The sequence below is a fragment of the Mucilaginibacter sp. CAU 1740 genome, assembly GCF_039839285.1.
Lineage (GTDB): Bacteria > Bacteroidota > Bacteroidia > Sphingobacteriales > Sphingobacteriaceae > Mucilaginibacter.
The window spans coordinates 12,158-38,036 of record NZ_JBDOQS010000007.1; the positions used below are offsets into that span (position 1 = coordinate 12,158).

General features: G+C 43.3%; 17 protein-coding genes. 10 read left to right on the forward strand and 7 right to left on the reverse strand.

What is annotated here, in order from left to right; genetic code table 11:
- Positions 1–2: 2 nt before the first annotated feature.
- From soxC to AAFN85_RS16005, 7 genes are all read left to right on the forward strand, one after another.
- Positions 3–1,238 (forward strand): sulfite dehydrogenase, encoded by a 1,236-nt coding sequence (gene soxC / locus AAFN85_RS15975; protein ID WP_347528601.1) that lies wholly within the window; start codon positions 3–5, stop codon positions 1,236–1,238.
- A 229-nt stretch (positions 1,239–1,467) separates the two neighbouring features.
- A complete protein-coding gene (locus AAFN85_RS15980) occupies positions 1,468–2,061 on the forward strand; it encodes a sigma-70 family RNA polymerase sigma factor (RefSeq protein ID WP_347528602.1) in 594 nt (197 codons plus the stop codon).
- A gap of 71 nt (positions 2,062–2,132) precedes the next feature.
- Positions 2,133–3,068, forward strand: a complete 936-nt coding sequence (locus AAFN85_RS15985) for a FecR domain-containing protein (protein WP_347528603.1) — start codon at positions 2,133–2,135, stop codon at positions 3,066–3,068.
- 107 nt (positions 3,069–3,175) lie between these two features.
- Positions 3,176–6,529, forward strand: coding sequence for a TonB-dependent receptor (locus tag AAFN85_RS15990; protein WP_347528604.1), 3,354 nt, complete (start codon positions 3,176–3,178; stop codon positions 6,527–6,529).
- Between the two features lie 18 nt (positions 6,530–6,547).
- A complete protein-coding gene (locus AAFN85_RS15995) occupies positions 6,548–8,089 on the forward strand; it encodes a RagB/SusD family nutrient uptake outer membrane protein (protein WP_347528605.1) in 1,542 nt (513 codons plus the stop codon).
- Between the two features lie 54 nt (positions 8,090–8,143).
- Positions 8,144–9,175, forward strand: a complete 1,032-nt coding sequence (locus AAFN85_RS16000; protein ID WP_347528606.1) for a metallophosphoesterase — start codon at positions 8,144–8,146, stop codon at positions 9,173–9,175.
- Between the two features lie 33 nt (positions 9,176–9,208).
- Positions 9,209–10,561, forward strand: a complete 1,353-nt coding sequence (locus AAFN85_RS16005; protein WP_347528607.1) for an ectonucleotide pyrophosphatase/phosphodiesterase — start codon at positions 9,209–9,211, stop codon at positions 10,559–10,561.
- A gap of 601 nt (positions 10,562–11,162) precedes the next feature.
- Here the strand turns inward: AAFN85_RS16005 and AAFN85_RS16010 are convergent.
- Entirely contained in the window at positions 11,163–14,846 is a 3,684-nt protein-coding gene (locus tag AAFN85_RS16010; protein ID WP_347528608.1) for an ABC transporter permease, read from the reverse strand.
- A 132-nt stretch (positions 14,847–14,978) separates the two neighbouring features.
- Positions 14,979–15,989, reverse strand: a complete 1,011-nt coding sequence (locus tag AAFN85_RS16015) for a LacI family DNA-binding transcriptional regulator (protein WP_347528609.1) — start codon at positions 15,987–15,989, stop codon at positions 14,979–14,981.
- Positions 15,990–16,459: 470 nt separating this feature from the next.
- On the opposite strand from AAFN85_RS16015, the gene AAFN85_RS16020 reads away from it, so the two are divergent.
- Both AAFN85_RS16020 and AAFN85_RS16025 read left to right on the forward strand, forming a co-directional pair.
- On the forward strand, positions 16,460–17,968 hold the full coding sequence (locus AAFN85_RS16020; protein WP_347528610.1) for a tagaturonate reductase: 1,509 nt from the start codon (positions 16,460–16,462) through the stop codon (positions 17,966–17,968).
- Between the two features lie 37 nt (positions 17,969–18,005).
- Positions 18,006–19,019, forward strand: coding sequence for a zinc-binding alcohol dehydrogenase family protein (locus AAFN85_RS16025; protein WP_347528611.1), 1,014 nt, complete (start codon positions 18,006–18,008; stop codon positions 19,017–19,019).
- Positions 19,020–19,259: 240 nt separating this feature from the next.
- Here the strand turns inward: AAFN85_RS16025 and AAFN85_RS16030 are convergent, their stop codons facing one another.
- The 4 genes from AAFN85_RS16030 to AAFN85_RS16045 all read right to left on the reverse strand — a co-directional run bounded on the left by AAFN85_RS16030 (position 19,260) and on the right by AAFN85_RS16045 (position 23,327).
- Positions 19,260–21,572 carry a DUF5703 domain-containing protein gene (locus AAFN85_RS16030; protein ID WP_347528612.1) on the reverse strand — a complete coding sequence of 771 codons (2,313 nt, stop codon included), beginning with the start codon at positions 21,570–21,572 and terminating at the stop codon, positions 19,260–19,262.
- Between the two features lie 5 nt (positions 21,573–21,577).
- Positions 21,578–21,724, reverse strand: a complete 147-nt coding sequence (locus AAFN85_RS16035; protein ID WP_347528613.1) for a hypothetical protein — start codon at positions 21,722–21,724, stop codon at positions 21,578–21,580.
- Between the two features lie 220 nt (positions 21,725–21,944).
- Positions 21,945–22,538 carry a hypothetical protein gene (locus AAFN85_RS16040; RefSeq protein WP_347528614.1) on the reverse strand — a complete coding sequence of 198 codons (594 nt, stop codon included), beginning with the start codon at positions 22,536–22,538 and terminating at the stop codon, positions 21,945–21,947.
- A 105-nt stretch (positions 22,539–22,643) separates the two neighbouring features.
- Complete coding sequence (locus AAFN85_RS16045) at positions 22,644–23,327, reverse strand: TlpA disulfide reductase family protein (protein ID WP_347528615.1); 684 nt, start codon at positions 23,325–23,327, stop codon at positions 22,644–22,646.
- A gap of 849 nt (positions 23,328–24,176) precedes the next feature.
- On the opposite strand from AAFN85_RS16045, the gene AAFN85_RS16050 reads away from it, so the two are divergent.
- Positions 24,177–25,085 (forward strand): AraC family transcriptional regulator, encoded by a 909-nt coding sequence (locus AAFN85_RS16050; RefSeq protein WP_347528616.1) that lies wholly within the window; start codon positions 24,177–24,179, stop codon positions 25,083–25,085.
- Here the strand turns inward: AAFN85_RS16050 and AAFN85_RS16055 are convergent.
- The gene (locus AAFN85_RS16055) at positions 25,057–25,878 is read right to left on the reverse strand and encodes a sugar phosphate isomerase/epimerase (protein ID WP_347528617.1); all 822 of its coding nucleotides are present in this window, start codon (positions 25,876–25,878) and stop codon (positions 25,057–25,059) included. The two genes, AAFN85_RS16050 and AAFN85_RS16055, sit on opposite strands and share 29 nt — an antisense overlap.
- Position 25,879: the final 1 nt, after the last annotated feature.

Consider the following 25,879-nt stretch of genomic DNA (forward strand, 5'->3'; position numbering starts at 1 on the left):
ATATGGAACAACAGGATAGGCCGGTAAAAACAACCGAAAAAAAGATCAGTCGCCGTATTTTGCTGGGCGGTGCTTTGGCTACGGCTATATTGCCTGTAACATCTGTGTTTGCAAAATATGTACAGATTGGCGTTCCTGCTGTTCCTGATCCTACCAAACAACCCGGCCCGTTGCCTGGTAAAGTTGGTACGCGTTCACCGTTTGAAAATCCGGTTAAAAAGCCATCGGATATTTCATCGCGTACCCCCTTGCAGGATCTGTACAGCACCATCACTCCGTCCGATCTGCATTTTGAGCGTCATCACGCCGGCGTACCATCTATCGATCCAAATCAATACGAACTATTGATTCATGGTATGGTAGATAGGCCAATGAAGTTTAGCCTGCACGATCTGAAACGTTTTCCTTCTGTAACCCGCACTTGTTTTATTGAGTGCGCAGGTAATTTCCGCACCGGAAAAGAGGAAATGACTGTTCAGGAGATTCTCGGCCTCACCAGCCAAAGTGAGTGGACGGGTGTAATGCTTTCAACCCTGTTTCGCGAGTTGGGGGTTAACCCAAAAGCAACATGGTTTTTGGCCGAAGGCGGAGATGCCGCCGTGCTTACCCGAAGCATCCCCATACATAAAGCCTGGGATGATGCCATGATAGTTTACGCCCAAAACGGCGAAGCGATACGGCCGGAGCAAGGTTATCCGGCAAGGTTGCTGCTACCTGGATGGGAGGGGAACACCAATGTAAAATGGCTCAGACGGATAGAAATTTCTGATGCTCCTTATTTTACCCGCGAAGAAACCTCTAAATATACATATCCGGTTAAGGATAAGATCAGGATGTTCAGCTTTGAAATGGATGCGCGCTCTATCATTACTTATCCATCCTTTCCGCAAAAAGTTGAGCGTGGTTGGATCGAGATCCGTGGCATAGGCTGGAGTGGCAGAGGTAAAGTGACCAGGGTTGAAGTAAGTACCGACGCCGGTAAAAGCTGGAATGAAGCCCGCTTACAAGGCCCCATATTGGAAAAAGCCCATACCTATTTCCGGTACTTATGGCAGTGGGACGGCGCTGAAACGGAAATTATGAGCCGGGTTACAGATGAAACAGGATATACTCAACCCACGCTAAAACAATTGATCAATGCCCGGGGCAAAGATATCGGTGGTTACCACATGAACCCGGTAACGGCCTGGAGGGTTAAAAAAGACGGTAGCGTGGTGTTTAAACCTGAGAAAAATTAAGTTGTTAGAATGTAATGCCTCAAAGCGGCTATTAACCGTGAACTGCCTTCCTGGGAGTACTTATTAAATAGGCTCTAATATAGCTATCCGCCACTCAAAGCATAAGCACCTCCATACGCAAGGAATACCTGATCAGTTCAAATAGATAATAAATCATAGTTTATAATGCCTTTTGGCACATGATCCTTAAAGATTTCTTAACATTGGATAGCTAAGTTTGTATCGGGTTATGGAAAAACTTTCGGACGAGCTTTTACTTTCAGGCATTCAGCAGCATAACCATGATGCTTTCAATGAGCTTTTTAACCGATATTGGAAAAAGCTTTTTAAAGCAGCTATGTCGCGCCTTGATGATGAGGATGCCGCGCAGGATGTTGTTCAGGAGGTTTTTATTAGCCTATGGCAGCGCCGCGAAACCATTGCTATCCATACCCAACTTGAAGCCTATCTTTTAAGTGCTGTTAGGTTTAGCGTGATGAGCCACTTCCGTTCGGTAAAAACAAACGAATTGCGGCTTCAGGATGCCTTGCAGCGCATCAATATCCTTGAAAGCGCCATTGCCGATCATACTGATTACTACGAGATGGAGAAAACGCTCGAATATGAGGTAAGCCACATGACCGAAACGCTGCAGAAAATTTATCACCTCCGTACCGAAAACTATAGCATTAAGGATATAGCCGCCGAACTGGGCTTGGCCGAGCAAACCGTAAAAAACTATATCTCAGAGGTATTGCGCCGCCTGCGCATCGCCATCAAAGAAAAACATCCTGAAAAGTACGCCGCTTACTTTAGCATCGTTTTGGCGCTACTTTACAAATAATTAACATAAACATAACTTAATTTATAAGTACTTCCGGCCGTTTACAGCGACTTAATGCTGAAAACGTCAAGATGGATAAATATAAATTCAGGGAATTACTAAAAAGGTACCAGGATGGTACCGCCAACGAAACCGAACGGGCGCTGGTTGAAGCCTGGTACGAATCGTACCCGCAAAACAACCGGTTCAACCTGTCGGACAATATCAAGAACAATCTTTTATCGCGCATCGGTTCGGTTATCCAACCGCCGGTTATTCAGCCTAAAAAACTTTGGCTGCCTTATCTAAGCGTTGCCGCGTCAGTATTATTGATATCGGCTATTGGTTTGATAAGCTACCTCAGCCTAAACAAAAAACAAGAAACTGTTTACGCCACGTTGCAAACCCATGCAGGCCAGATCAAACGATTGGTACTGGCTGATAGCTCGGTACTTTGGGTTAACGCATCAACCATTGTGCGTTACCCGCAGCAGTTTGATGAAAAGCGCCGCGAAATATACCTGGATAATGGCGAAGCTTTTTTTGAGGTGGTGCACAATGCTAAAAAGCCTTTTGTAGTGCATGCGCAGAAGGTGAATGTACAGGTATTAGGCACGTCGTTCAATATCAGCGCTTATAAAAATCTTCCGGCTATTAAGGTGGTAGTTGCTACCGGCAAGGTAGGGGTTACGCAAGGAAATAAAACCCTCGCGCTGCTAACTCCCGGCCAGGAATTGAGCTTCGACCGAATAGCTGGTACTTCAAATACACATGACGTTGATATAAACGATATCCAAAGCTGGAAAAGCGGTTATGTTGATCTGAAACAGGCCTCCTTTGCCGAGTTGGCTACAGTGGTGAAAAATCAATTAGGCATTCAGCTAAAAGCAGGCAATGATAAAGTTAGCGGCTTTCGTTTCACCATCCGCATTAAACAAAACTTACCTGCAGATCAAACCCTGCTATTGATAAACCAAATACATAGTACTCACTACAGAAAGGAGGGCAACCAGATAATTATCTACTAAATACTCAGCACACAAACACAAAATATATAAAAAAGGCAAGCAATGGGCTGCCACCCACGCCTGCCAAGCTAAGCAATCGTTTCAAAAACTACAAAGCCAATAAAAATATGAATTTCTGTACACAGTTATGGAGGCAATTTATGCGCATTACCATTTTATTAATTTGCATTACGCTTACTATAGGACTGGTAACTGTTAAAGCAACCGTTACCAAGGCCCAGGGGCTAAACACCAGCGTTAGCATCAGTGCTAAAAAGCAAAACCTGGCAACCGTTATTAGGCAAATACAGCAACAAACCAATGTTGTTTTTGCTTATGATGAAGATTATTTGCAACTCAGGGACAAGCTGGTTACATCTGTTAGTTATGTTAACCAATCGTTGGGATATGTATTGACCGAGCTTTTTAAAGATACCCGCGTGGGGTTTAAAGAGCACGCCGGTACCATTATCCTTTATAAATACGCTATCGGCAAACTATCCGGCCGGGTAGTTGACGACAGCGGAGAAATTTTGCCAAGTGCAACAATTAAAGTAGTTGGAACCAACTATGGCGCTATTGCAGGTGCTGATGGTACTTTCGCTTTAAGCCTGCCCGAAGGTGTTTACACCGTTGAAGCTACTTTTTTAGGTTACCAGAAATCGACCATCAAAGATGTTAAGGTTAACAGCGATAAAAACGCATCTATCAACTTTACATTGGTTGGTGGTAACCAGCTTAAAGAGGTAACTGTGAGTTATGGTAAACAACGCTCGAAAGAAATTACCGGCTCAATTACTGAATTGAGTGCATCTAAACTACAAGACATGCCTGTTATGCAATTCGCTCAGCAGTTGCAGGGTACGGCAGCGGGTGTGCAGGTAGCGCAAAGCAGCGGTCAGCCCGGCCGTGGTGTGGAGTTCCGTATTCGCGGTGCGGCATCTTTTTATGCCAGTAACCAACCGCTGTTTGTGATAGATGGCAGCCCGATAACCGGTAGTATCAACAACATTAACCCTGCCGAAATTGAAAGTTTCAGTATTTTAAAAGATGCTTCGGCTACAGCGTTATATGGGTCGCGCGCAGCTAATGGCGTTATATTGATCACTACCCGCCATGCCAAACCCGGCGACGCTAAAGTGGAGTTTAACGCCAATTACGGTGTGCAAAAGATCCCCGACGGGCTTGTACCTAAAATGATGGACGCCCGAGGTTTTGCCCAGTACATGAATGATAAATTTGCCGATGCCCGCAAATATGAACCAGGCTATACTACAGCTACCCCTGCCGAATATTTAAACCCGGAACAATATGGCGAGGGCACTAACTGGTATAAATTGCTTACCCGTAGCGCACCGATTCAAAACTATGATATCACGGTACGAACCGCGCGCGAAAGGTCGACATCTACCGTTATGATCGGTTATCAAAAACAGGATGGCGTGCTGATCAATACCGGCACGCAATTGTTTTCGGCCAGGATCAACCAGGATTTCACTTCGGCCAATAACAGGTTGAAAATAGGATTTAACCTGGCACCAAGCTACCGTTTAGATCACAACAACCGTTTAAGCACCGATGGTGTAGGTGGATTGTTCGAACGTATTTTTGAGGCAAGTCCGTTAAAATCCCCTTACAATGCCGATGGTACATTTAACCGCGATACTTATTCGCCTGGCATGGTGGCTTATATTAATCCATTAGCACAGTTTACTTTAACCAATGATGACTATAAAACCACGCGCATCCTTGCCAATGGTTATTTAAACTATGAGTTTTTAAAAGGATTGAGCGTGCGCACTAATGTGGCTATTGATAAAGGGAATGAATCGCGCAAATATTTCCAGTCGGGTGTGGTGACTTCAACAGCTGGTCAAACTACCGGTACAAATAGCTTTACCGATAATGGATCATACACTGCCGAAGCCAATTTGGTTTACAACAAGTCATTCGGCGATCATAATATCGAAGCATTGGTAGGTTACTCTGCGCAAAAATATAGTGGCACTAATGGTAGCGTTACTGGTTTGGGTTTTCCGAGCGATGATATCCCGTATGTAAACGCGGCAACAATTTTATCAAATGGCGGCGGCGGTTATGGTGCTTACTCATTATTATCGAGCATTGCTCGCATAAATTATAATTACAAAGGCCGCTACCTGTTACAGGGTGCTATCCGCCGTGATGGGTCATCACGTTTTGGAGCCAACGAGCGCTATGGTAACTTCCCTTCAGTTTCGGCTGGTTGGGTAGTTAGCGATGAAAAGTTTATGGAGCGTTTTCGCGTGCTTAGCCTGTTAAAACTACGCGCCAGCTATGGTATTACCGGTAACAACTTTTTCGCCAATAATTATGAGGCACAGGCTACCATTGGTCAGTATTTTTACGAGCTGAACGGCCAATCTGTAGTAGGGCAAACCATTAATCGTTTGGCCAACAGGAACCTTCGTTGGGAGCGTAATAAACAGTTGGATTTTGGTTTTGACGCATCTTTCCTGAACAACCGCATTAACTTTACTTACGATTATTACCATAAAACATCGGATGGTTTGATCATGCAGCGCCCAATTCCGGTAGCTTCGGGTTTTGGCAGCCTTTTGGATAACGTTGGCGCAATTAACCTTTGGGGCCATGAGTTCACATTAAACACCGTAAACCTTAATGGTAAACTGAAGTGGAGTACCAACCTAAACGTTTCTATCGATCGTAACCGGATCAAAGACCTGGTTAGCCCGGGCTATATCCGCCGCAACAACACCGTAACTTCCGATTATTTCCGTCAGCAGGAAGGGCATCACTTAGGCGAGTTTTATGGCTTTGTGTGGTTGGGATTGTATAAGGATGCTAACGACCTGGCTAATTCGGCCAAACACGGCAGCGCATCAGATGTGGGCACACTTAAAATGAAAGACCTTAACGGCGACGGCGTGATAGATGATGTTAACGACCGTACCTTCATCGGCGATCCAACTCCTTCTTTCACTGGTGGTTTAACCAATAATTTTACATATAAAAACTGGGACCTGAACATTCATATGGCCTTCTCTGTAGGCGGTAAAATATTAAACGCCGCCAAATGGGCGTACCAAACCAACCTCGACGGTTCGCGTGTGATGCTGGCTTCGGCTGCTGATCGCTGGCGCTCTCCGGAAAATCCTGGTTCCGGAGTTTATCCGCGTACCAAAACCGGCACAACAGCGCTTGGCCGTTCGGTTAACAGCCAATGGGTTGAGGATGGCTCATACCTGACCGCCAAAAACATCTCGTTAGGTTACCGTTTCAACATGAATGATCAATCATTGATCCGCAGCATCCGCGTTTACGGATCTATTCAGCAAGCCTTTGTGTGGACTAAATATTCGGGTATGAACCCGGAGATCAACTTTGCCGGTCTTGATCCAACCTTAGGTATTGGTGTTGATGAAAACGCGTACCCTATTTCGCGCACGGTTTCATTTGGTGTTTCAGCAAGTTTTAAATAATAGAATACTAATCATAACATGATGAAAAAAATATATTTACTGTTAGCCCTGGTTGCGATTGGCGCTACCGCCTGTAAAAAAAGTTATATTGACCTTTCGCCGGAAGATTCATATACCGACGTTACCTTTTATAAAACTCCCGATCAGTTTAAGCAAGCCGTTATAGCGGCCTATGCGCCTTTGCGCGATGTGTTGGTGAACGACTACTTCACATCAGAAATGCGATCTGATAATACCATTTATCAGCCCAAACCAAGCGATAGGGGCACGGCTTACCTTTACCGCGAGGCTATTCCTAATTTTACCAATACCTCAACAAACTCGTACGTTAACGCGGTTTGGCAGCACTGCTATACCGGTATTTCGCGTACCAATATCGTTATCGAGCGATTGAAGACAACAAGTTTTGATGCTGCCGTAAAACAACCTTTAGATGGTCAGGCTAAATTTTTACGCGCCTTATATTACTTTAAACTGGTGCGTTTGTTTGGCGGGGTGCCCTTGTTTTTGAAAGAGGTTACCAGTGCTGAGGAAGCATTTTTACCACGCTCAACTGCCGATCAGATCTATACCCAGGTTATGGCCGATGCTAAAGATGCCATCAGCGAATTACCAGCCCCTGCCAAATTTCCACAAACCGGCGAGGCTACCAAAGGCTCGGCAACCATGTTGCTGGCGGATGTTTATGTAACCCAAAAGAAATGGGCCGATGCCGAAACTTTGCTAAACACTATGGCCGGTATGGGTTACGGATTGAATGCCAATTACGCCGATGCTTTTACACCAACCAATAAAAACAGCAAAGAATCGGTTTTTGACATCCAGTTCTTAGAAGGTACATTGGTAGGTACTTCGCCCAACCCGCTTACGTTTCACTTTTTGCCACGTAGTACCAATACATCAATTATAACAGGTATTGCTATCAATAACAGTGCTACAGGTGGCTGGAATACCCCAACACAGGATCTCATCAACTCGTACGAGCTTAACGATAAGCGTTTAGACGCATCTATCGGTATTGCCGAAGGTACTTATAACGCAAGCGATCTGTTCACCTATTCGGCCAACAAAAGTATCATCAACTATACTCCAACTGGCGGTAAGGTTGCCGTGCCTTATATTAAAAAATACGTGCATACGCCTATAGCAGCTATAACCGGATCAAGTGATAATTTCCCGATCTATCGCTATTCGGGCGCTTTGCTGTTATTGGCCGAAGCACAGAACGAGCAAGGTAAATCACCTTTAACACCGCTTAATGCTGTGCGTGCCCGTGCGGGACTGGATCCTGTTACCACTGCCGATCAATCGCAGCTACGGGACATTATCCTGCACGAAAGCCGTATAGAACTGGCTTTTGAAAACCACCGCTGGCACGATCTGGTACGTACCGGCAAAGCTGTTGACGTAATGAATGCTTTTGGAGCAGCGCTGAAAACACAGGTATCATATCTTACTCCTGATACTTACAACGTAACCACCAATAAGCTGCTTTACCCTATCCCGCAAACGGAGATCGATCTGAATCCCGGAGCTATGACTCAAAACCCTGGTTATTAATTTTTTTAGGCAGATGGACAAATGTCCGTCTGCCTTTTTTTAAACCGAATACATATGCTTTCAAAATACAAAATATCGGCATTCGCGGGTGTGTTGGCCATGCAATTTGCTGCCGTAAACAGCGTACTCGCCCAGCAAAAAGAGCCTGAAACAGTTTTAAATACCCCCGGGCAACCGGCGGCGGTGAAAAAAGGTGATTTCGCCATTGCTGTTTTACCCGATACACAATACTACCTGGCCCAGGCCCAGCTTGGTGGAACCTTTGATATGTTTAAAGCCCAGATCAACTGGATCCAGCAAAATCAACAGAAAGAAAATATAGCCTACGTAGCCCATATGGGCGATATCACCGATCACGGCGATAACCCGATAACCGAACGCTCCGAATGGTACCTGGCCAAAACTGCTCTTTATGGTTTGGAAACCCCAATAAGCATTCCGTACGGACTTAGCGTTGGTAACCATGATCAATATCCATCGCAATATGCGGTAACAGGTACAACTACCAATTACAACAAATACTTTGGTGTAAAACACTTTGAGGGCAGGCCATATTATGGAGGTCATTACGGAACAAATAATGATAGCCACTACGACTTATTCAGTGCAGGTGGGGTAGATTTTATCGCCTTGTTTTTAGAGTTTGATTCGCATAATGAAGATCAGGCTAAGCTTTATGGTTGGGCTAATGACGTGTTGAAAGAAAACTCATCGCGCAAGGCTATCGTTATAAGCCATTCCATTTTGCACTTTAACCCCATTACAGGCAATAATTCACAACCTGCGCCATTCAATGCCGAAGGCAAAGCCATTTACGAAGCGTTGAAGGGCAACGCCAATATTTTCATGATGCTTTGCGGCCACGTAGGCGACAATGGCGAGGGCTACCGGGTTGATACCTACAACGGGCATACCATCAAATCATTTTTAAGCGATTATCAGAGCCGCACAAATGGCGGCAACGGCTTAATGCGCCTGTACAAATTTTCGGTAAAAAATAATACGTTGAGCGTGCGCACATTTTCTCCCTATGCCAAGATTGAAGAAACCGATGCCGATAGCCAGTTTACCGTACAGTTATTCTAATACAATACATCAATCTATTTAATACGACACCCAATGAAGAAGATTTTTAAAGGCTTTATACTGCTTTTGCTGGCTGCTACAACTGTAAAAGCGCAGGATAAACACGTGGTTTTGATCAGTATAGATGGTTTCCGCCCCGAGTTTTACCTTGACCCATCGTGGGGGATGGTGAACGTACGCCAGGCTATGGCTAAAGGTTCGTATGCAGAAGGGGTGAGGGGGAGTTTCCCAACGGTTACTTATCCCTCACACACTACCATCATCAGCGGCGTATTACCTGCCAAGCACGGTATTTACTATAACACACCCGTTGAACCATTGGGCATAACCGGTAAATGGTTTTGGTACTATAAAGATATTAAAGTGCCTACGTTGTGGACGGCCGCCAAAGCCGCCGGCATAGTTACCGCCGGTGTAAGCTGGCCGGTAACCGTTGGCGCGCCAATTGATTATAACCTGCCCGAGTATGTGATCCTCCCTAAAGATAAAGGCGAAAAGAAAGACGAAGTTAAAGCCCTGTACCAGGAATCGAACCCAAAAACGCTATTTGACGAGGTCCAGGAAAACGCGATAGGCAAATTAGGTGAATACGGTGCAGTATTGAACGATTACACCAACGATCAGAATAAAGCTCGGATGGCTGCCTACATTTTACGCAAATATAAACCGGGCTTCCTGGCTATCCACATCGGCCTTACAGACCATTACCAGCATGAGCAGGGCCGCGATGGCGATAAAGTACTCTCGGCTGTAGTAGGTGTGGACGTTGCTGTGAAAACCATCATAGATGCCATTGAGATGGCGGGCCTAAAAGATAGCACAACCTTTATCATTACCGGCGATCATGGTTTTGTTGATATCCATACACAATTTAACCCCAACGTAGTGTTGGCCAAAATTGGTTTGTACAACGATGCCGATAAAGAAAACTGGAAAGCCTATTTTCAGCAAAGCGGCGGCTCAGCGTTCCTGCACCTGCGCGATCCGAAAGATAAAGCCTCTTTAGAGAAAGTGAACAAAGCCCTTGCCGATCTTCCGCAGGGTATAAAAAAGCTATTCCACGTACTTAACAAGCAGGAAATAGCCGCCGCCCAAGGCGATCCGAACGCCTTTTTAGCTTTGGCCGCTTATCAGGGCATCTGCTTCGGCGCGACTGCCAAAGGCGAATTATTAACTGCCGCCAAAGGTGGAACCCATGGTTATATGCCAACCGATTTTAAAGAGATCCAAACGGGCTTTTTAACCTTTGGCAGGCGTATTAAACAAGGTACTGTACTGCCTCTGATAGGTCAGGAAGATATCGCGCCCCTTGTTGCCGAATTGCTGGGATTGAAGATGGAAAGTATTGATGGTGTTGTGTATCCCGGTTTATTAAAAGCTAAATAATGATATGAGTTTGGGATAAGAAAACACGGATGTCATTTCGAACAAACGATGGGGACATGTGCGTAGGAGTGAGGAGAAATCTTCTACACCATGCTTTACCGGATACATGGCCGCTTTACAAGGCGTATAAGATTTCTCTTTCGCCCGCGCGCTCTTTCCCGCCCTGCTCTATCGAAATGACATTTTCGTTAAACGTAATACATTTTTCTTATTCCTAACGGCCCTTAAATAATATCTAAAAAACAAACAAAATCCTATTTAAACATCATAAAAATAGTAAGCCTCAAAAATGCGGGCAGGTTGAAGTTCTATTACTCGGAGACTGGCAATAAATTCAACGGCCCATCTACTCGCTCCGCGGAACATCGCAAAGTGCCAATACCGATTTCTTTTTTGCCGATATCAACGGCGATGGTAAAGCCGATCAGATGAGGTGGAACTATGCCGAAAACAGCGGTGAATTACGAAATTACTTTGGCAAGCAGGAGCAAAGCCTATGTCAAAGCCATTGCAAAGGTAGCTTGGAGGTTTACTTCAGGCTACCTTGCTGTAAGGATAGCCTGAAGTTTTGAACCTGTTAATTGATAGCGTTTAAGTAAAGTTATTCGTTTCGCAAACTCTTTACCGGGTTCGCTATTGCAGCTTTAATGGTTCTGAAACTTAATGTAAATAATCCTATTACCAGCATGCCTACTCCGCCGATAACAAATACCCACCAGCTAATAGCCACATGGTCGGCAAAGCTTTCCATCCATTTATTTACCGCATACCAGGCAATTGGTGTTACTATAACAAAGGCCAGTAAAATGAGCGATATAAGTTCTGTAGACAACAGGGCTACAATTTGAGTAACGCTTGCGCCAAACACTTTGCGTATGCCAATTTCCTTTGCCCGTTGATTGGTGGTGTAAATGGCAAGGCCAAATAAGCCGAGGCAGCTTATCAACACCGAGAAGCCCGTTGCCCAATTTAGCAGGGTTGAGGTGTGTTGTTCTTGATCGTAAAATCTGGCTATAGTGTCATCGTAAAAATGGCAATCGAAATCATCGTCGGGATAAACCTTTTTCCAGGCCTTTGCCATATTTGCGATAGCGGTTTTCCACTCATTACCGCCCGGGGTTTCAGGGTTTAACGCAATGTGTAACGTCATCATAGGCCGGTGTATCGGATTACCTGGCAAAATAATTGATGGATAGATGGGCGAATGAAGCGACCGCTGATTAAAATCGGCAACTACACCAATAATTGTTATACCCGGGCGCTTGGCACCATGCCAGTTTAACTGCTTTCCTATAGCGTCATTCGGATTAGTAAATCCTAATATTTTAGCGTAAGTATTATTGATGATGGTAGCTTTCCCGGTATCAGCCTGGGTTAGATTTCTGCCGGCAAGTAATTTGATCTGGTATATGTTGATGTAGTTCTCATCAGCAGATTTAACTATCACTTCTTCTGTTACAATTTGTTTTTTTTCATCGTTGTAAACCAGTCGTGTCCTGTTATATACGTCGGATGAGGGCGGGTCATCTCCTAAACTCACAAGGGCAACCTGCGGCATCAACCTAAATTCACTAAGCAGTACCTGGTTGCTGCTTGCTTTAGTGGTTCCCCAGGGCGTATTAATAACCAGGATAGCATCCTTTTTAAACCCGAGGTTTTTATGAAGTGCATAATAAATTTGCCTGCTCACAAAAATAGTAGCCATTATAAAAAACTGCGCAACAACAAACTGCGAAACCGTAAGCGATTTACGAAGCCACGAGTTTCGTGTTTTATTACTGTTTTCTTGCACCTGGTTTTTCAATACAGATACCGGTTTATAACCCGAAAGCACAATTGCCGGATAAAAGCCCGATAAAATACTTATCACAATAATTAAAATCAGTAGAAAAAGTATTACATCCGGGTGTAGAATATTCGCGTGAATATCCGGAGATATAACATCGGCAAACATTTTTAATATAACTGGCGCAAGCAACACCGATATGCAAACCGCACAGAATGTTATAAAAAACGTTTCGAATAAAAATTGAACCACTAACTGTATCCGGCTACTGCCCAGTGTTTTTCTGATCCCGATCTCCTTTGCTCTTTGAGCGGCCTGGGCGGTAGTTAAATTCACATAATTGATACATGCCAGCAACAATAAAAAGCAAGCGGCGGTCAACAACCCATAAAGTGTAGTTTTGCTGGCTGGTGATGAAAAACTAAAAATATTATAGTTGGGATTGTAGTGAATATCATCTAATGGCTGCAAAGCCAGTTTTACAGCGTCTGTAATCCCTTTTTCTCCGGGCCGCGGCGAATTGTTTTGTTTGAAGATTATATTGATCTGTTTTACAACCGCAGGAACCGAGGCGCCTGGCGCCAGTTTTAAAACAGCCTCCGATCCCGAAAAGATACGGTCCCATGTGTTTATCCCTAACTCGGCAGATAAACTTTTGCTGCTTGTAACAGTGCTCATGGATATAAAATCGTGAAAGGTAAAATCACTGTTTTTAGTAAACGTTTCTACTATCCCACTAACAGTAGTTTTAATAGTATCGTAGGATATTACTTTGCCAACCATATCGTGATATGATAACGACGGGAAGTAAAGCCTGGCTTGTTGTGATGTTAGTACAACCTGACCGGGCGCATCCAGCGCGTGTTGTGGTGAGCCGGCAAGCCATACATAATTAAAGATCTTAAAATATTGCTGATCGGTAAGTATTATCTTGTCCGGGTTTTTAAACCGCTTTTGTGTTTTTTTATCTTTGTCGATATATACAAACGGAGGCGATACTTCATGTATCGGCGTTATGTTCTCTATTCCTGAGGCCTGGGTTTTGATGGCCTCGGCCAACGGGTTAGGCAGTCCGCTCGAATAGTTTTCATGCCCTTGAAATGACATATTCATAACCACGCGGTAAATCCTGTCGCTGTCTTTATGAAATTTATCAAACGTGAAATCGTAATTTACAACAAAGTAAATTACCATGAAGGCGCTGATACCGATGGATAAACCGATAACATTTATCAGCGTAAATAGCTTGTGCCTCCAAAACCCACGGAACGCGATCTTAAAATAAGTTTTAAACATATAATTGCCGGTTAATTTTTCATGCGTCCACCCCTTAGGGTTTGCATGGCTCAATATTAGCGGCATGGGTTGGTTAAAACCTCTCAAGTTATAAGATGGGAGAACTTTTTGAAGGTGGTTTTTATATTCCAGAGGCGTTTTTCCTGTAAACTGCTTAAAAATGCGATGAAAGCTACTTTGCGAATTGAAGCCCGATTCATACGCGAGTCCGAGCAGGGTGATATGATCATATGCAGGATCCTGCATTTTTTGTGCAACCTCACGAACGCGGTATTCATTAATAAAATCGTTAAAGCTTTTTTTGAAAACTGTATTTATTATCCGGGATAATTCATGTGTATGCAAATCGAGTTTTTCAGCAAGGGATGTGAGGCTCAATTCCGCGTCGCGATAGTATCCTTTTTGTTTGATCTCCAATTTCAACCAGGAGCCTTTTTGCTTCATACCCATCGGCAACAACGGTTTTATAGCAATATCGGCAGTATCAGTAATTTCTGTTTTAAGATGACTTTTACCGGCCATCCAAATTATTATGCATATCAAAAGAAGGTATAAAGCATAATAGTTGTTTAAGCTTGATCCGTTAGCGTAATAAAAATAATCAACAGCGGTAAAGGGTATCCACAACAACCATAGTACACTGAGCGCGACGAGCGGACGATTTAACCATTGTAGCTCATTACGGTAGCGGTCGCCCTCTCTGAATTGTTTTTCCTGGTAAAAACGATAGACATGTTTATGGCATAGATATAAATAGATGGCAACTGAAAGGAACGCGAGTAGCTGTACTACAGCGTTTATTTGGTTATAAATAACGTTCCCGGTTTCCAGGTTTTGTATTGCAGGAAATACCTGGATGCTTAGTTCCGGCAGTAATGGGATAAAGTGCAGCAGATCCTTGCGGCGAATGATGTAAGTGGGCCGGGTTACCTGGCGTACATAAAAGTAGATCAAGGGGCCAAAGGCCATCGAAAACCGTAGCGGCAAAAAGTTAAGGAAAGGAGTAAACTGTGCCAGGCCGGTGTCGGCTGTAAAAACGCTCACTATCCACAAAGCAGCAGTAATCATTAAAACGGCCAACCAACGGTTTGCAGGTCGGCTTTCCTTAGGTGCAACCCATAGAAAGACAGATAGCGTTAAGCTGATAAATACAGCCCCTAAAAACGCAATATCATAAAAAGTAATATGGAGTGTAAAGGGCATCAATTGAGTTTAGGTACTTTATCGCTTTCTCAAACCTAATAAAATGTTACTATAAATTCAAGATAACCTTCGCAGGAGGATACTTACTACATTTGTTGGTATTGATTTTTTATTGATGTGTGTGAGTAGCGCTTACCGGATTATAATTTCCGGGGGCATTTTTTCGGTTTTAAACTCTTCAACACGCCATTTACTTTCAATGGTTTTGATAAGCAGCTCGGTAGCTACCTGGCCCATCTCAAAAGCAGGCTGCCGTACCACAGTTAAAGGCGGATCAAACAGCTGCACAACGTCAGAATTGGTAAAGCCCGCCAACTCTATATCATCAGGGATCTTTAACTGAAGTTTTTTTAATATCCCCATGCAACTGATAGTAAGTTTATCACTGCCGCTAAATATAGCATCGGGGCGTGTAACCGAACTTAAAAGTTCATTAATTGCTATCTCCACCTCTTCAATGATCTTACCACCGTGGTTGCAATACTTTACATGTTCGGGGCTAAATTCAAGTCCATATTGGTGTAACGCGGCCTTGTAGCCATCAAGCCTTTCCTGGCTTATTAGCAGGTTGTTTGAATTGGTTACATGGGCTATCTTTTTATATCCGGCCTTAATAAGTGTTTCGGTAGCTTCAAACGCGCCTTTAAAATTATCGGCCACCACCTTGTGGGTTTCCAGGCCGGGCGCGGCACGGTCAAAAAACACGATCGGAAAACCTTTATCCAATAAATATTTGAATTGAGACGTATCAGTTGTTTGTGCGGATAAGGATACCAGTAACCCATCAACATGCCGCGAAAGCAGGTGTTTTACATTGGCGTTCTCCCTATCAAACGATTCGTGGGTTTGCGTAATGATAACATGATAGCCCCTGTTATAAGCAATAGATTCGATACCATTAATAGCCTGCGAAAAATAATCATTGGCAACCTCACAAACTACCACACCTATCGAGTGGCTTTTTTGCTCTTTCAGGCTTAGGGCAATAGGGTTGGGGCGGTAGTTTATTTTTTCGGCATACTCAAGCACCAGCTTTTTGGTGTCGCTACCTATTTCATAACTGCCGTTAAGGGCCCTTGATACGGTAGATACAGACACTCCCAGCGCTTTTGCAATATCCTTAATAGTTACTGATTCAAACATAATTGGTTTGTTTATCGGATGCTTAATGTCCGTAAAAATATTTGGAGCAGGCTAAGTTATTTTAAAATTGGCAATACCCACGTTAATAAGTTGCCAATTTTACACAAACGTTTCTGGGAACGTTTGCGTGGTTTTAGTTGTTTAAAAACTTTTTTTTATAGAGATATGCCTTTAATCTTGTTAAGGATTTTATTCCGTAACCAAATTATCAAACTATAAAAACAGCAGTATGCAGGCGGTCAGGTCACCTTTATTTACAGTAGTTTTGCTTGTGTTGACAGTGTTTATGGTCGGGGCTTAAAACCCCAAGTTATTTAAGGAAGGGGATAGTATTTGTCGTTGGCGATCCTTGGTTTTATAACGAATATGTAGATGGTAAAAAATTACCGCCAGACTACGAAAACTTTAGCGCGGCTAACGATATGGTAAGCTGGCTGATAAAACAAACCCACTCAAAAAAAACAAAGCAAATGAGATTATCACGATATAACCTGAACAAGATCAACATGCCGGCAAACGAATTGCCACCAGCTAACGTGTTCGACCTGGAAGAGAAAGTACTGCAATTTGGTACCGGCGTGCTTTTACGCGGCCTGCCCGATTATTTTATTGATAAAGCAAACCGCCAGGGCTTGTTTAACGGTAGGGTAGCGGTTGTTAAATCAACAGACAAAGGCTCAACTTCCGATTTCGATTTACAGGACGGCCTGTACACAATTTACTCAAAAGGCGTAGATAATGGTGTTGAAGTAAACGAAAAGGTGATCTGCTCGGCCATTAGCCGGGTACTTTCGGCAACCGGCGAGTGGGAGGAGATCCTGGAGATAGCCCGTAACAAAAGTTTGCAGGTAATTATTTCCAACACTACCGAGGTTGGTATTCAGTTGGTTAAAGAAGATATCCGTAAACATCCGCCAACATCATTTCCGGGTAAGCTACTGGCTGTTTTGTACCAGCGTTACCTGGCCTTTAATGGCAGGGAAGATACTGGTCTGGTGATTATCCCTACCGAGTTGATCATTGATAACGGCAAAAAACTGGAAGCCATTGTGCTTGAACTGGCCCACCTTAACAAACTGGAACCCGCGTTTATGGATTGGTTGGAGAGTAGCAATAGCTTCTGTAATTCGTTGGTGGATAGGATTGTGCCGGGCAAGCCAACTGATGAGGTAAGTAAAGCGCTTGAACAGGAACGGGGTTATGCCGATAGCCTGGCCATTATGTCTGAAACTTACAGTCTCTGGGCTATTGAAGGCGATGAAAAAATAGCCAAAGTGCTATCCTTTGCAGCAGCAGACAAAGGCGTTGTGATAACCCCGGATATCGAGCTTTTCAGAGAGTTGAAATTGCGTTTGCTTAACGGTACGCATACCCTTAGTTGCGCGGTTGCCTACCTCTCTGGTTTTAAAACGGTTAGAGAAGCCATGGGTGACAAGCAGTTTACGGCTTTCATCAGTGAGTTAATGCTCAACGAGATCAGGAAGGCCATTCCGTACCAGATAGATGACACTGTTTCCGTAGATTTTGCCCAGAAAGTATTGGATAGGTTTCGCAACCCTAACATCCTGCATGAGTGGTTGAGCATTTCTATGCAGTACACCACCAAAATAAAAATGAGGGTGGTGCCATTGTTACTAAACCATTACAAGTTAAACAATACCGTACCCAAGTTAATTGCCAGGGGTTTTGCCGCATACCTTCGTTTTATGCAGATATCTGAAACTGCCGATGGCAAATATGCCGGGCAGGCCAATGGCGAAACTTATGTGGTAACTGACGACAACGCTGCTTATTTCAGCAAAGTATGGCAGGGTAATAACGATGCCGAAATTATTAACAGCATCCTGAAAAATAGAAACCTTTGGGATGCTGACCTTACCGCTTTGCCTGGTTTTGCAGAAGCTATTATTGCGCAATTTAATCAGATGAATATTGAGTTGGCCGCTGTAAAACATGGCCAGGATGATTTTATTCTGTAAAACAGGGGCGTCTCTTTATAAATTTGTTAAATCAAAAATGAAAATACTTACTTGTAAAACTCCCGGAACGCTTGAATACGGCACCACAGATGTGCCGGAACTTAAACCCGGATTCGCGCTACTCAAAATAAAACGCATAGGTATTTGCGGCACCGATCTGCATGCTTTTGAAGGCACGCAGCCTTTTTTCAGTTACCCGCGCATATTAGGCCACGAGCTTGCCGCCGAACTGGTTGACGCGGGCAACGCCGAAGGTTTTGAAACAGGCGAGCGTGTAACCTTTATACCATATTTTAATTGCGGGCATTGCATTGCCTGCCGCTCGGCAAAACCAAATTGCTGTGTTAATATCCAGGTTTGCGGCGTGCATACCGATGGTGGCATGGCCGAATACCTACAGGTACCGGATCATTTACTGGTACACGGCGAGGGGCTAAGCTTTGACGAACTGGCACTGGTTGAACCCTTAGCTATAGGCGCGCATGGCGTACGCAGGGCCGATGTGCAACCCGGCGAGTTTGTACTGGTGATTGGAGCAGGCCCCATTGGCCTTGGCATTATGGAGTTTGCGCGCATAGCAGGCGCTAATGTAATTGCAGCCGATGTGAATGAACACCGCCTGGCCTTTTGTAAAGACAACCTTAAGGTTGAACATACCATCAATGTAAAAAGCGAAGACATTGCCGAACGGCTTAAAGAAATTACTAATGGCGATATGCCAACTGTGGTTATTGATGCTACTGGCAATCAAAAGGCCATCAACAACGCCTTTTTATATTTAGCACATGGCGGCCGCTATGTGTTGGTGGGTTTGCAGCGCGATGAATTAATTGTTAGTCATCCAGAGTTTCATAAACGCGAAAGCACGCTGATGAGCAGTCGAAACGCTACCCGGCAGGATTTTGAACACGTGATCAACTCGATGAAAAAGGGACTTGTTGATCCTCAAACCTACATAACACACCGGGTTAGTTTTGATGAAGTGAAAGATCGGTTTGAAAGCTGGCTTGATCCGGCCAACGGGGTTATAAAAGCCATTGTGGAGGTATAAGTATGATGAAGAGGGCGTTTTGTTTAATGATATTATGCTGTGCTTTTTGTATTGTAAAAGCACAGCATAACGGGCATTCGATATCTGGTTAATACCTTGTTACGTATAGGGTAACCATATGTTTGCAGATATGGAAACGTAAGTACCTTTTGAGAGATGAAGCCGAAAGGCAAAAGGTTTTTGCTGCTTTTTATCTTGCTGCTCCTGTTTGCTAACGAAGGCAGGAAGATAAAGAGCAGGCTACAGCCCCAACATCAGTACAATATCCTTCTTCCTTTCCGCTGGCAAAACGTTCATATTAATTACTTTTCCACCTTTCAGCGTAACTTCAACCGTAGTATTGTAGGGCGCGTGAAGTTTAAAATGCACATCCCAATCCTTTGGCCAGGCAGGGAACAGCAGGATCTTTTTATCATCAACCTGCATCAGCATTTCCTGCAGGCCTATCATGCCCGAACCTCCCCAGTTATGATCGGGAGTCCAATCAAAACCTGGCCCCCAGAATGCAGGGAAACGCCTGCCCGAGTTTTTTAGTTTGAAAGTGGTAAGCTTCGCGGCCTCATCAGTAAGCCCCAATCGGGCGGCAAATATATTGTCCTGTTTCCAGCCTATGCCGCTCCTGAATTTAGCTACAAGGGTATCCAGTTTCCAGGTGTTAATAGCAATATCTAAACCCGGTTTACCCAGGCCGAAAATACCCCATGGATACACCGGGTAAAACTGGGTATTTTCTTCATTGTTAACCCGCTCCCATGATTTTGCCGGCGTAAGGGTTTTATGGCCCTCAACCTCGCCAAAAGTAATAGGGGGGATGCGCTTTAAAAAGCCTTCCAGTTTGGTGCGGTCATCTCCGCTTAAATATTTATCCGGCAAGGCCAGCATCCTTTTGGTAACAGTTTGCAGGGCCGCGATGGTGGAGTTGGAGTTGTATGCCATTTTAAAAGTTTCGGCAGACGAACCGGGGTACAGTACAAGTTGTCCGTTTCCGTCAAGCGCTTTGGCGCTGCGCTTGCGCGACAGGTATTGATAATGCTCATCAAAAAAGGTGAGGCAGCTTTCAATAAATGGGATATATTGGTGGATATCATCGCTTTTATACCGCTCTGTTTCCAGCATCATCAGGCAAAATTCAAAAACGGTATCCCAGGTATATTCCAGCCATGGGTTGTATTCAATGCCTTTGTCAAAATCGGCAGGACGTTTCCAGGTATATTCAGCGCTGTTGGGCAGGCCAAAGTTTTCTACCTGCTCGGTAAAGCAGGCCCCGTTATGTCCCCAATAAACTTTGCTGCGCAATTCGGCATTTTTTAATGAGCGGAGATAGAAATCAAATTCCGGCTTCATCATGTCAATATCACCACTTTTTAGCATCGGGAAATACACCAACCGCTGGTTTTGGGCTGTCATTAACCCACCGCCCCAATTGCGGAAATCGGGTGTAAAAGCATATTCACCATTCACAAAAACAGGGTCATAAGTAAACAGGCCGCCATTAAATTTGGTTGGCGCCTGCCCGTAGGCATTGCAACCAAGCATGTACCTGAAAAGCTGATAATTTTTACCGGTTTGCCAGGCGAGGGTATCGTTAGCAGCCTTATCGGTATTGATGTAAACAAAACTCCTGTCCCAATATTGTTTCCACCAATCGGCTGTTTTTTGCGAGGCCGTTTTACGATTAACTCCGGCATCTTTAACAACTTTATCCAAACCTTGTTGCCATTCGTTTACAGATGGTGTTTGTTGCGTATTTAGGTAGATCTCAATATCCTGCGTGGTGGAGGGTTTGATACTTTCCAGTTTCCAGCCTTCAAAATCGGTATTTAGATATTGTCCTTTTGTTGTACTGGCAGGTTTGAGGTTTTTACCCTGCATTGTGCCCCCGAAAGTGAGGTTTTTAAGCGGGTTAAACATTTGCTCCTTAACTGCATCCATACCCTGTTGTTTTACAGTAACATCAAATATGGTCGAATCGAGGTTGTGGTGATAAAACTGTATGGCATTGCCTTTAAAAGCGATGTTATCCTTCAGTGTTTTTACATCGTTGCGCGGAGCAAATTTCCACGAGCCTTCGTTTTTTTCAAGGCCTTTTACATCCCTGTCGCGGTAGCGCCAGCTTTCAAAAATGGCTTCGGTTTTAATATTTTTATTACTGCGGATGTTAATATGGATAACAGGGCGGTAAACATCAACCCAAAGTTTTACTTCGGTCTTTAAATCTCCGTTTTTTCCGCTGATGAATACCGAGCCATTTTGTAATTGTAATTCCTGTTTAAAATCATTGCCATCAAATGGATTGGGAGATAGTTTGATCCTTACCCTGCCTGGCTTAAGCATGGCGTTGTTCTCATCAAAGGTACCGCTTCGGGCAATATAAAAAAGCAGTTCGCCTTTTTCAACCCAAACATTTAAACCAATGTCGCCACCACCGCAGGGCATTGATTGGCCCGAGTTTTGGCTTTGACTTGTCCAGATCTCATTATATTGTTCGATGCCTCTATTTTGCGCTAACGCGATATTGCAATACAGGAAACAAAGCAGCAGAAGTTTTTTCATATAGGTTACCAATCGTCAGTACGGAACGAAGATACCGGAAGGCCATTAGTGCCAAACACATCACCCACAACAAAATCTTTAAAGGCATAACGCACGGCCACCAGCTCTTTTACCAATGGTGAAGATACAATAATTACGCTGCCAGATATCATGGCCTGCGCGAGGTAAAAGGTTTTGTCTTTTCCTGCGATCCTGAAGTTATTGATAGGTTTACTGAACCGACATCACCAGCGCACGGCTATTTTTATCGGTTCTGAGAATATGGTAAAAAGGGCAGAAGAATTTATGTTTTCGTTTTCGCAGAAGGCGGAGGGAGAGGTGAATAGGAGGATAGCGAGTTAGGGTAACTTGCTAAGGTAAAATATGTTTATACTAAAAGCCTTTAAGCATAATTTCATCATTTTGGACCTGTTGCCAGGGAGTATTGTTGGATAATATTTTTCCTACAAACAGATCCCACTTTTTTTGTACATCTACTTTAGTGCCATGATTTGTTTGTTCATCATATAACAAGCCCATCTTTTCGCGTTCGCTGTCATATTTCTTGAATATTGACATTATTTCGTCCTTGATATTCTTGGTGTATTGGGCTGTTTCCAGCGCTGTACGCAACACCCTCGCAAAATATTCTGAGATATCAAAATGGACTTGTTCGTGATTTAATAGAGGAGGGCACTGCCGTTCCACCATCGACCAGGAGCGCTCTGGTGTGAAAAAACTATAAACGATAAATTTAGCGGTGTACGTACTGTCGTTTGCCGACACGAAATAGCGGTACCTGAACTTTACTCCGCAATAGGTCATTGCCGAAACACCACTTGCAGGATCAACGGTGCCTTTAAAATCGTTCCAGGTAAGCAAGCTGTCTTTACTCCACTTTTTTTCCTGCGAAAATCCTTTCGCAATGTTTAAAGTCCAGAATAACAGGATCACAAAAGTAAATTTAAGTGATAAGTGATTGTTCATATCGCTGCAAGAATCATGATAAGGGGTAATTTCAAATATTGGTTAGTAAGCAGCGTGTAGATCAGGTTAAAGCAACGAAGCATATTCCTGCTACAATTTGGCTTTCTATTTCTTTGTATTATTTAACAAGGTGTCAATTATTGCCATTGCTTTTGGTTGAAAATCATCACCGTAGCCAACAAATGCGCTGTTTATTTTTCCTGCCTTATCAATAAAATAAAAAGTTGGAAAACCGGTAACATGATATGATTTTACTACATCGGCCGCGTTAATATAGCCTGCATAGTTGATACTGTAATGTTTTTCAAATTCAAGGACTGCCCGCTTGCTATCCCTTTCGGACAGACTGGCAATCACCAGGCCTTTGTTTTTATACTTTTCATAAATAGCATTTAGTGGCTGTATGGAGGCCATGCAGCCAGAACACCCGATAAAGTAAAAATCCAATAATACTACTTTACCCTTTAGCTGTGTTAAACTTAGCTTTTTTCCGTTAGCATCAAATAGCGTCCAGTCTGGCGCATCGATACCGGTATCTAACAAAGAGGGCACTGGAGGTAGTTCGCCGCGAGGCCTGTAGTTTAAAGGTATTTCAAAATTTGCAACGCTAATGTTTGGTTGATCTGCCTTATAATTGGAGTACCTGGTTTCGTTATAGTAGTTGTTTATCGCTCCGTTATATAAAGATCTTGCCGTAATTGTTATCAAACCCGGCAAACCAGATAACTTATCAATGTAGTAATGCCTGTTTACATACAAGTGCTCATTGTTATCTACAGTGTCGCGCATTATCGCGATAGTATGAGAATTGGGTACCCCATTTATCACGGTATCCGCAAGTTGCTTTATTACGAATGGTTTTCGGCTATAATTTTCCTTTAAAGATCTTAACTCGCCGATTATAGATTGGAAATATGGGGAATGGGGGCTTTCTGCGGCAAAAAATGTACTGTCGTCGACTGATAAAATAATTGTTTTTCTTCCATTATATAGATCTGTTTTATGAAAGTTCTCCGTTGTATGATTAGTCTCTATACTGTACAAATAGCCAAACAGTTTGTCGTCTGGGGCCTTTAAAAATAATTCGTTATTAAGCGCGATTGTGGTATCGGCGCTCATATCTCTTATTTTATTTACAGATTGATAGCTAAAATTTCTATAGCTCTCAAGTTTGGCAAGCGAATTTTGTATCGATGGCGGAATTTGCGCGTTAACCGTGCCTATGCATAAAAATGTAATGAGAGGCGCTATAGTTTTTCTGAGAAAGTAGGTCATTGCGGTTGTTTAGGTTTGTAAGCGGAAATTTATTTAATATTACCTAATAACTATGTTATTGGCCGAATATTATCTATAAGGTAAATCTTAACGAAATAATTTAGTAGTGTTGGTTGGAAATATGCCGATGAGATTATTAGTAGTCTCATGGCGATTTGGTGGAACACTCTGTTGTTCGATAGGTTTCACTTCGGTTAAAGACAGAAGGGGATAGTCGCAACAATTTAATTGGTTAAGCTTGTTTTATAACCAATATTAAATTTTCGAAGCTTTTGGAATGCCCGTTAAATATTTCTGGTTGAGGAAGTTCAGATAGGGAAATCTCATACGTGGATCAATAGCTTCGCTATATAAATTAAAAAATTGCAGAAAAGCTATTTTAAATATTTAAACACAACTCCGTTTGAAGATAAGTGGGGTATATATGTTACTACAGTAGGGTATTCTAAAGTTGATCCTAATGATCACTATCCTAATCAGGAACATCCGCAAAGTCACGAGTTAACCTGGAACAGGGGGCGTATTCTTAATGATTTTTACATTATTTTCATTTCAAAAGGTAAAGGTGTTTATGCTTCAGCCTTAACTGATCCTGCTGAGGTAACAGCCGGAACTTGTTTTTTTCTTTACCCTGGTGTTTTGCACCGTTACAGGCCCGATCCAAATGTAGGTTGGGAAGAATATTGGGTAGGTTTCAACGGTTATTATATCGAAAAGTTAATGACCCAGGATATCTTCGACAAACAATCCCCGTTGGTTTTTTTAGGGCCTAACAAAGATATCCTAATCCTTTTTAGGCAGTTGATAGAGTTGATTCAGGCTTCATTACCTGGTTATCCGCAGCAAATTGCCGGAATTACAATGCAGATACTGGGCTTGATAAGCAACGTTGTGCAACATCATGAGTATGTTCATGATCCGGTTGGTAAATTGATAGCAAAGGCCAAATTTATTATCCAGGAGTCGTTCGAAGATAATTTGGATATGGAAAAACTGGCGAAACAACTGCCTATGGGGTATTCATCTTTTCGTAAATCTTTTAAACGGATAACCGGCGAATCTCCCAATCAACATCACCTTAACCTGCGTTTACAAAGAGCTAAAAACCTGCTCGATACTACCATTTTGAATATTAATGAAGTAGCTGAACAAACCGGCTTTGAATCGGTGTTCTATTTTTCAAAGTTATTTAAAAAAAAGAATGGTGTATCGCCTAAGCATTACCGGGAAAACAGGGAAGCTTTTATCGAAAAGGATGATATCGATCAATAAGTAAATCTTTCATATAGCAGTTAATTTCAAACTGTTTTGCCATTGGCTTATCGCTAAAAGGTATTTTGGGCATATATGGCTCGGGGCCAAATTCGGTAGTTATGGGCAATATCTTGTTGTCGTTTTGGTTATTCGTCAGAACTATGCGGTCCCACCAGTTCAGAAAATTATTGAGCGCGTATTCCCATTCCGGCGCACGTGGATCTGGCACCTGAGGGCCTTGCTCAAAACCTACGCGCGCATGGATGTGGCAACTGCGGTCGATGGCTTCGATAAGCGCATCTGAGAAATTTTCGAGCATACTTTCAGTTACGCAGACCCAATGCGAGAAATCTGCAGTTATCCGGAACGCTGGCCGGGCGGCAAAAAACGCGCTTATCATCTGAGGTGAATATCCTAAGCGACCCCTGTGTGTTTCATGAACAACCTTGATCCCTGTTTTTGCCGAAAATTCGAGCGCCGCGTCAATCAGTTCAAGGTTCTGTTCAAATGAAAAATAATCTTTGCCGGTATGTGAATTGATAAGTAAAGGACCTGGTTCTGCACATTCGTTGAGGTTTTTGATATACGATGCTTTAAATTCTTTAAACGTACTGCCTTCAGCACGGTGCTGATGACTTACGACATACATGCTATGTTTTTGCAGGTAATCAAATAAAGCTCGCTTGTCAACTTTATTTTCCGGGATCCATGTATCCACACCATCATATCCCTCATTTCTGATCTTATCAAGAAACTCGCTTATCGGGAGGTATTCATGACCCCACAACGGGCTTAATATTTTTACCTTCATT

What these genes read in the sequence shown, in the direction of transcription:
- soxC (WP_347528601.1), top strand. Translation starts at nt 3, where the DNA reads ATGGAACAACAGGATAGGCCGGTAAAAACAACCGAAAAAAAGATCAGT.
- AAFN85_RS15980 (WP_347528602.1), top strand. Translation starts at nt 1,468, where the DNA reads ATGGAAAAACTTTCGGACGAGCTTTTACTTTCAGGCATTCAGCAGCAT.
- AAFN85_RS15985 (WP_347528603.1), top strand. Translation starts at nt 2,133, where the DNA reads ATGGATAAATATAAATTCAGGGAATTACTAAAAAGGTACCAGGATGGT.
- AAFN85_RS15990 (WP_347528604.1), top strand. Translation starts at nt 3,176, where the DNA reads ATGAATTTCTGTACACAGTTATGGAGGCAATTTATGCGCATTACCATT.
- AAFN85_RS15995 (WP_347528605.1), top strand. Translation starts at nt 6,548, where the DNA reads ATGATGAAAAAAATATATTTACTGTTAGCCCTGGTTGCGATTGGCGCT.
- AAFN85_RS16000 (WP_347528606.1), top strand. Translation starts at nt 8,144, where the DNA reads ATGCTTTCAAAATACAAAATATCGGCATTCGCGGGTGTGTTGGCCATG.
- AAFN85_RS16005 (WP_347528607.1), top strand. Translation starts at nt 9,209, where the DNA reads ATGAAGAAGATTTTTAAAGGCTTTATACTGCTTTTGCTGGCTGCTACA.
- AAFN85_RS16010 (WP_347528608.1), bottom strand. Translation starts at nt 14,846, where the DNA reads ATGCCCTTTACACTCCATATTACTTTTTATGATATTGCGTTTTTAGGG.
- AAFN85_RS16015 (WP_347528609.1), bottom strand. Translation starts at nt 15,989, where the DNA reads ATGTTTGAATCAGTAACTATTAAGGATATTGCAAAAGCGCTGGGAGTG.
- AAFN85_RS16020 (WP_347528610.1), top strand. Translation starts at nt 16,460, where the DNA reads ATGAGATTATCACGATATAACCTGAACAAGATCAACATGCCGGCAAAC.
- AAFN85_RS16025 (WP_347528611.1), top strand. Translation starts at nt 18,006, where the DNA reads ATGAAAATACTTACTTGTAAAACTCCCGGAACGCTTGAATACGGCACC.
- AAFN85_RS16030 (WP_347528612.1), bottom strand. Translation starts at nt 21,572, where the DNA reads ATGAAAAAACTTCTGCTGCTTTGTTTCCTGTATTGCAATATCGCGTTA.
- AAFN85_RS16035 (WP_347528613.1), bottom strand. Translation starts at nt 21,724, where the DNA reads ATGATATCTGGCAGCGTAATTATTGTATCTTCACCATTGGTAAAAGAG.
- AAFN85_RS16040 (WP_347528614.1), bottom strand. Translation starts at nt 22,538, where the DNA reads ATGAACAATCACTTATCACTTAAATTTACTTTTGTGATCCTGTTATTC.
- AAFN85_RS16045 (WP_347528615.1), bottom strand. Translation starts at nt 23,327, where the DNA reads ATGCGCGACACTGTAGATAACAATGAGCACTTGTATGTAAACAGGCAT.
- AAFN85_RS16055 (WP_347528617.1), bottom strand. Translation starts at nt 25,878, where the DNA reads ATGAAGGTAAAAATATTAAGCCCGTTGTGGGGTCATGAATACCTCCCG.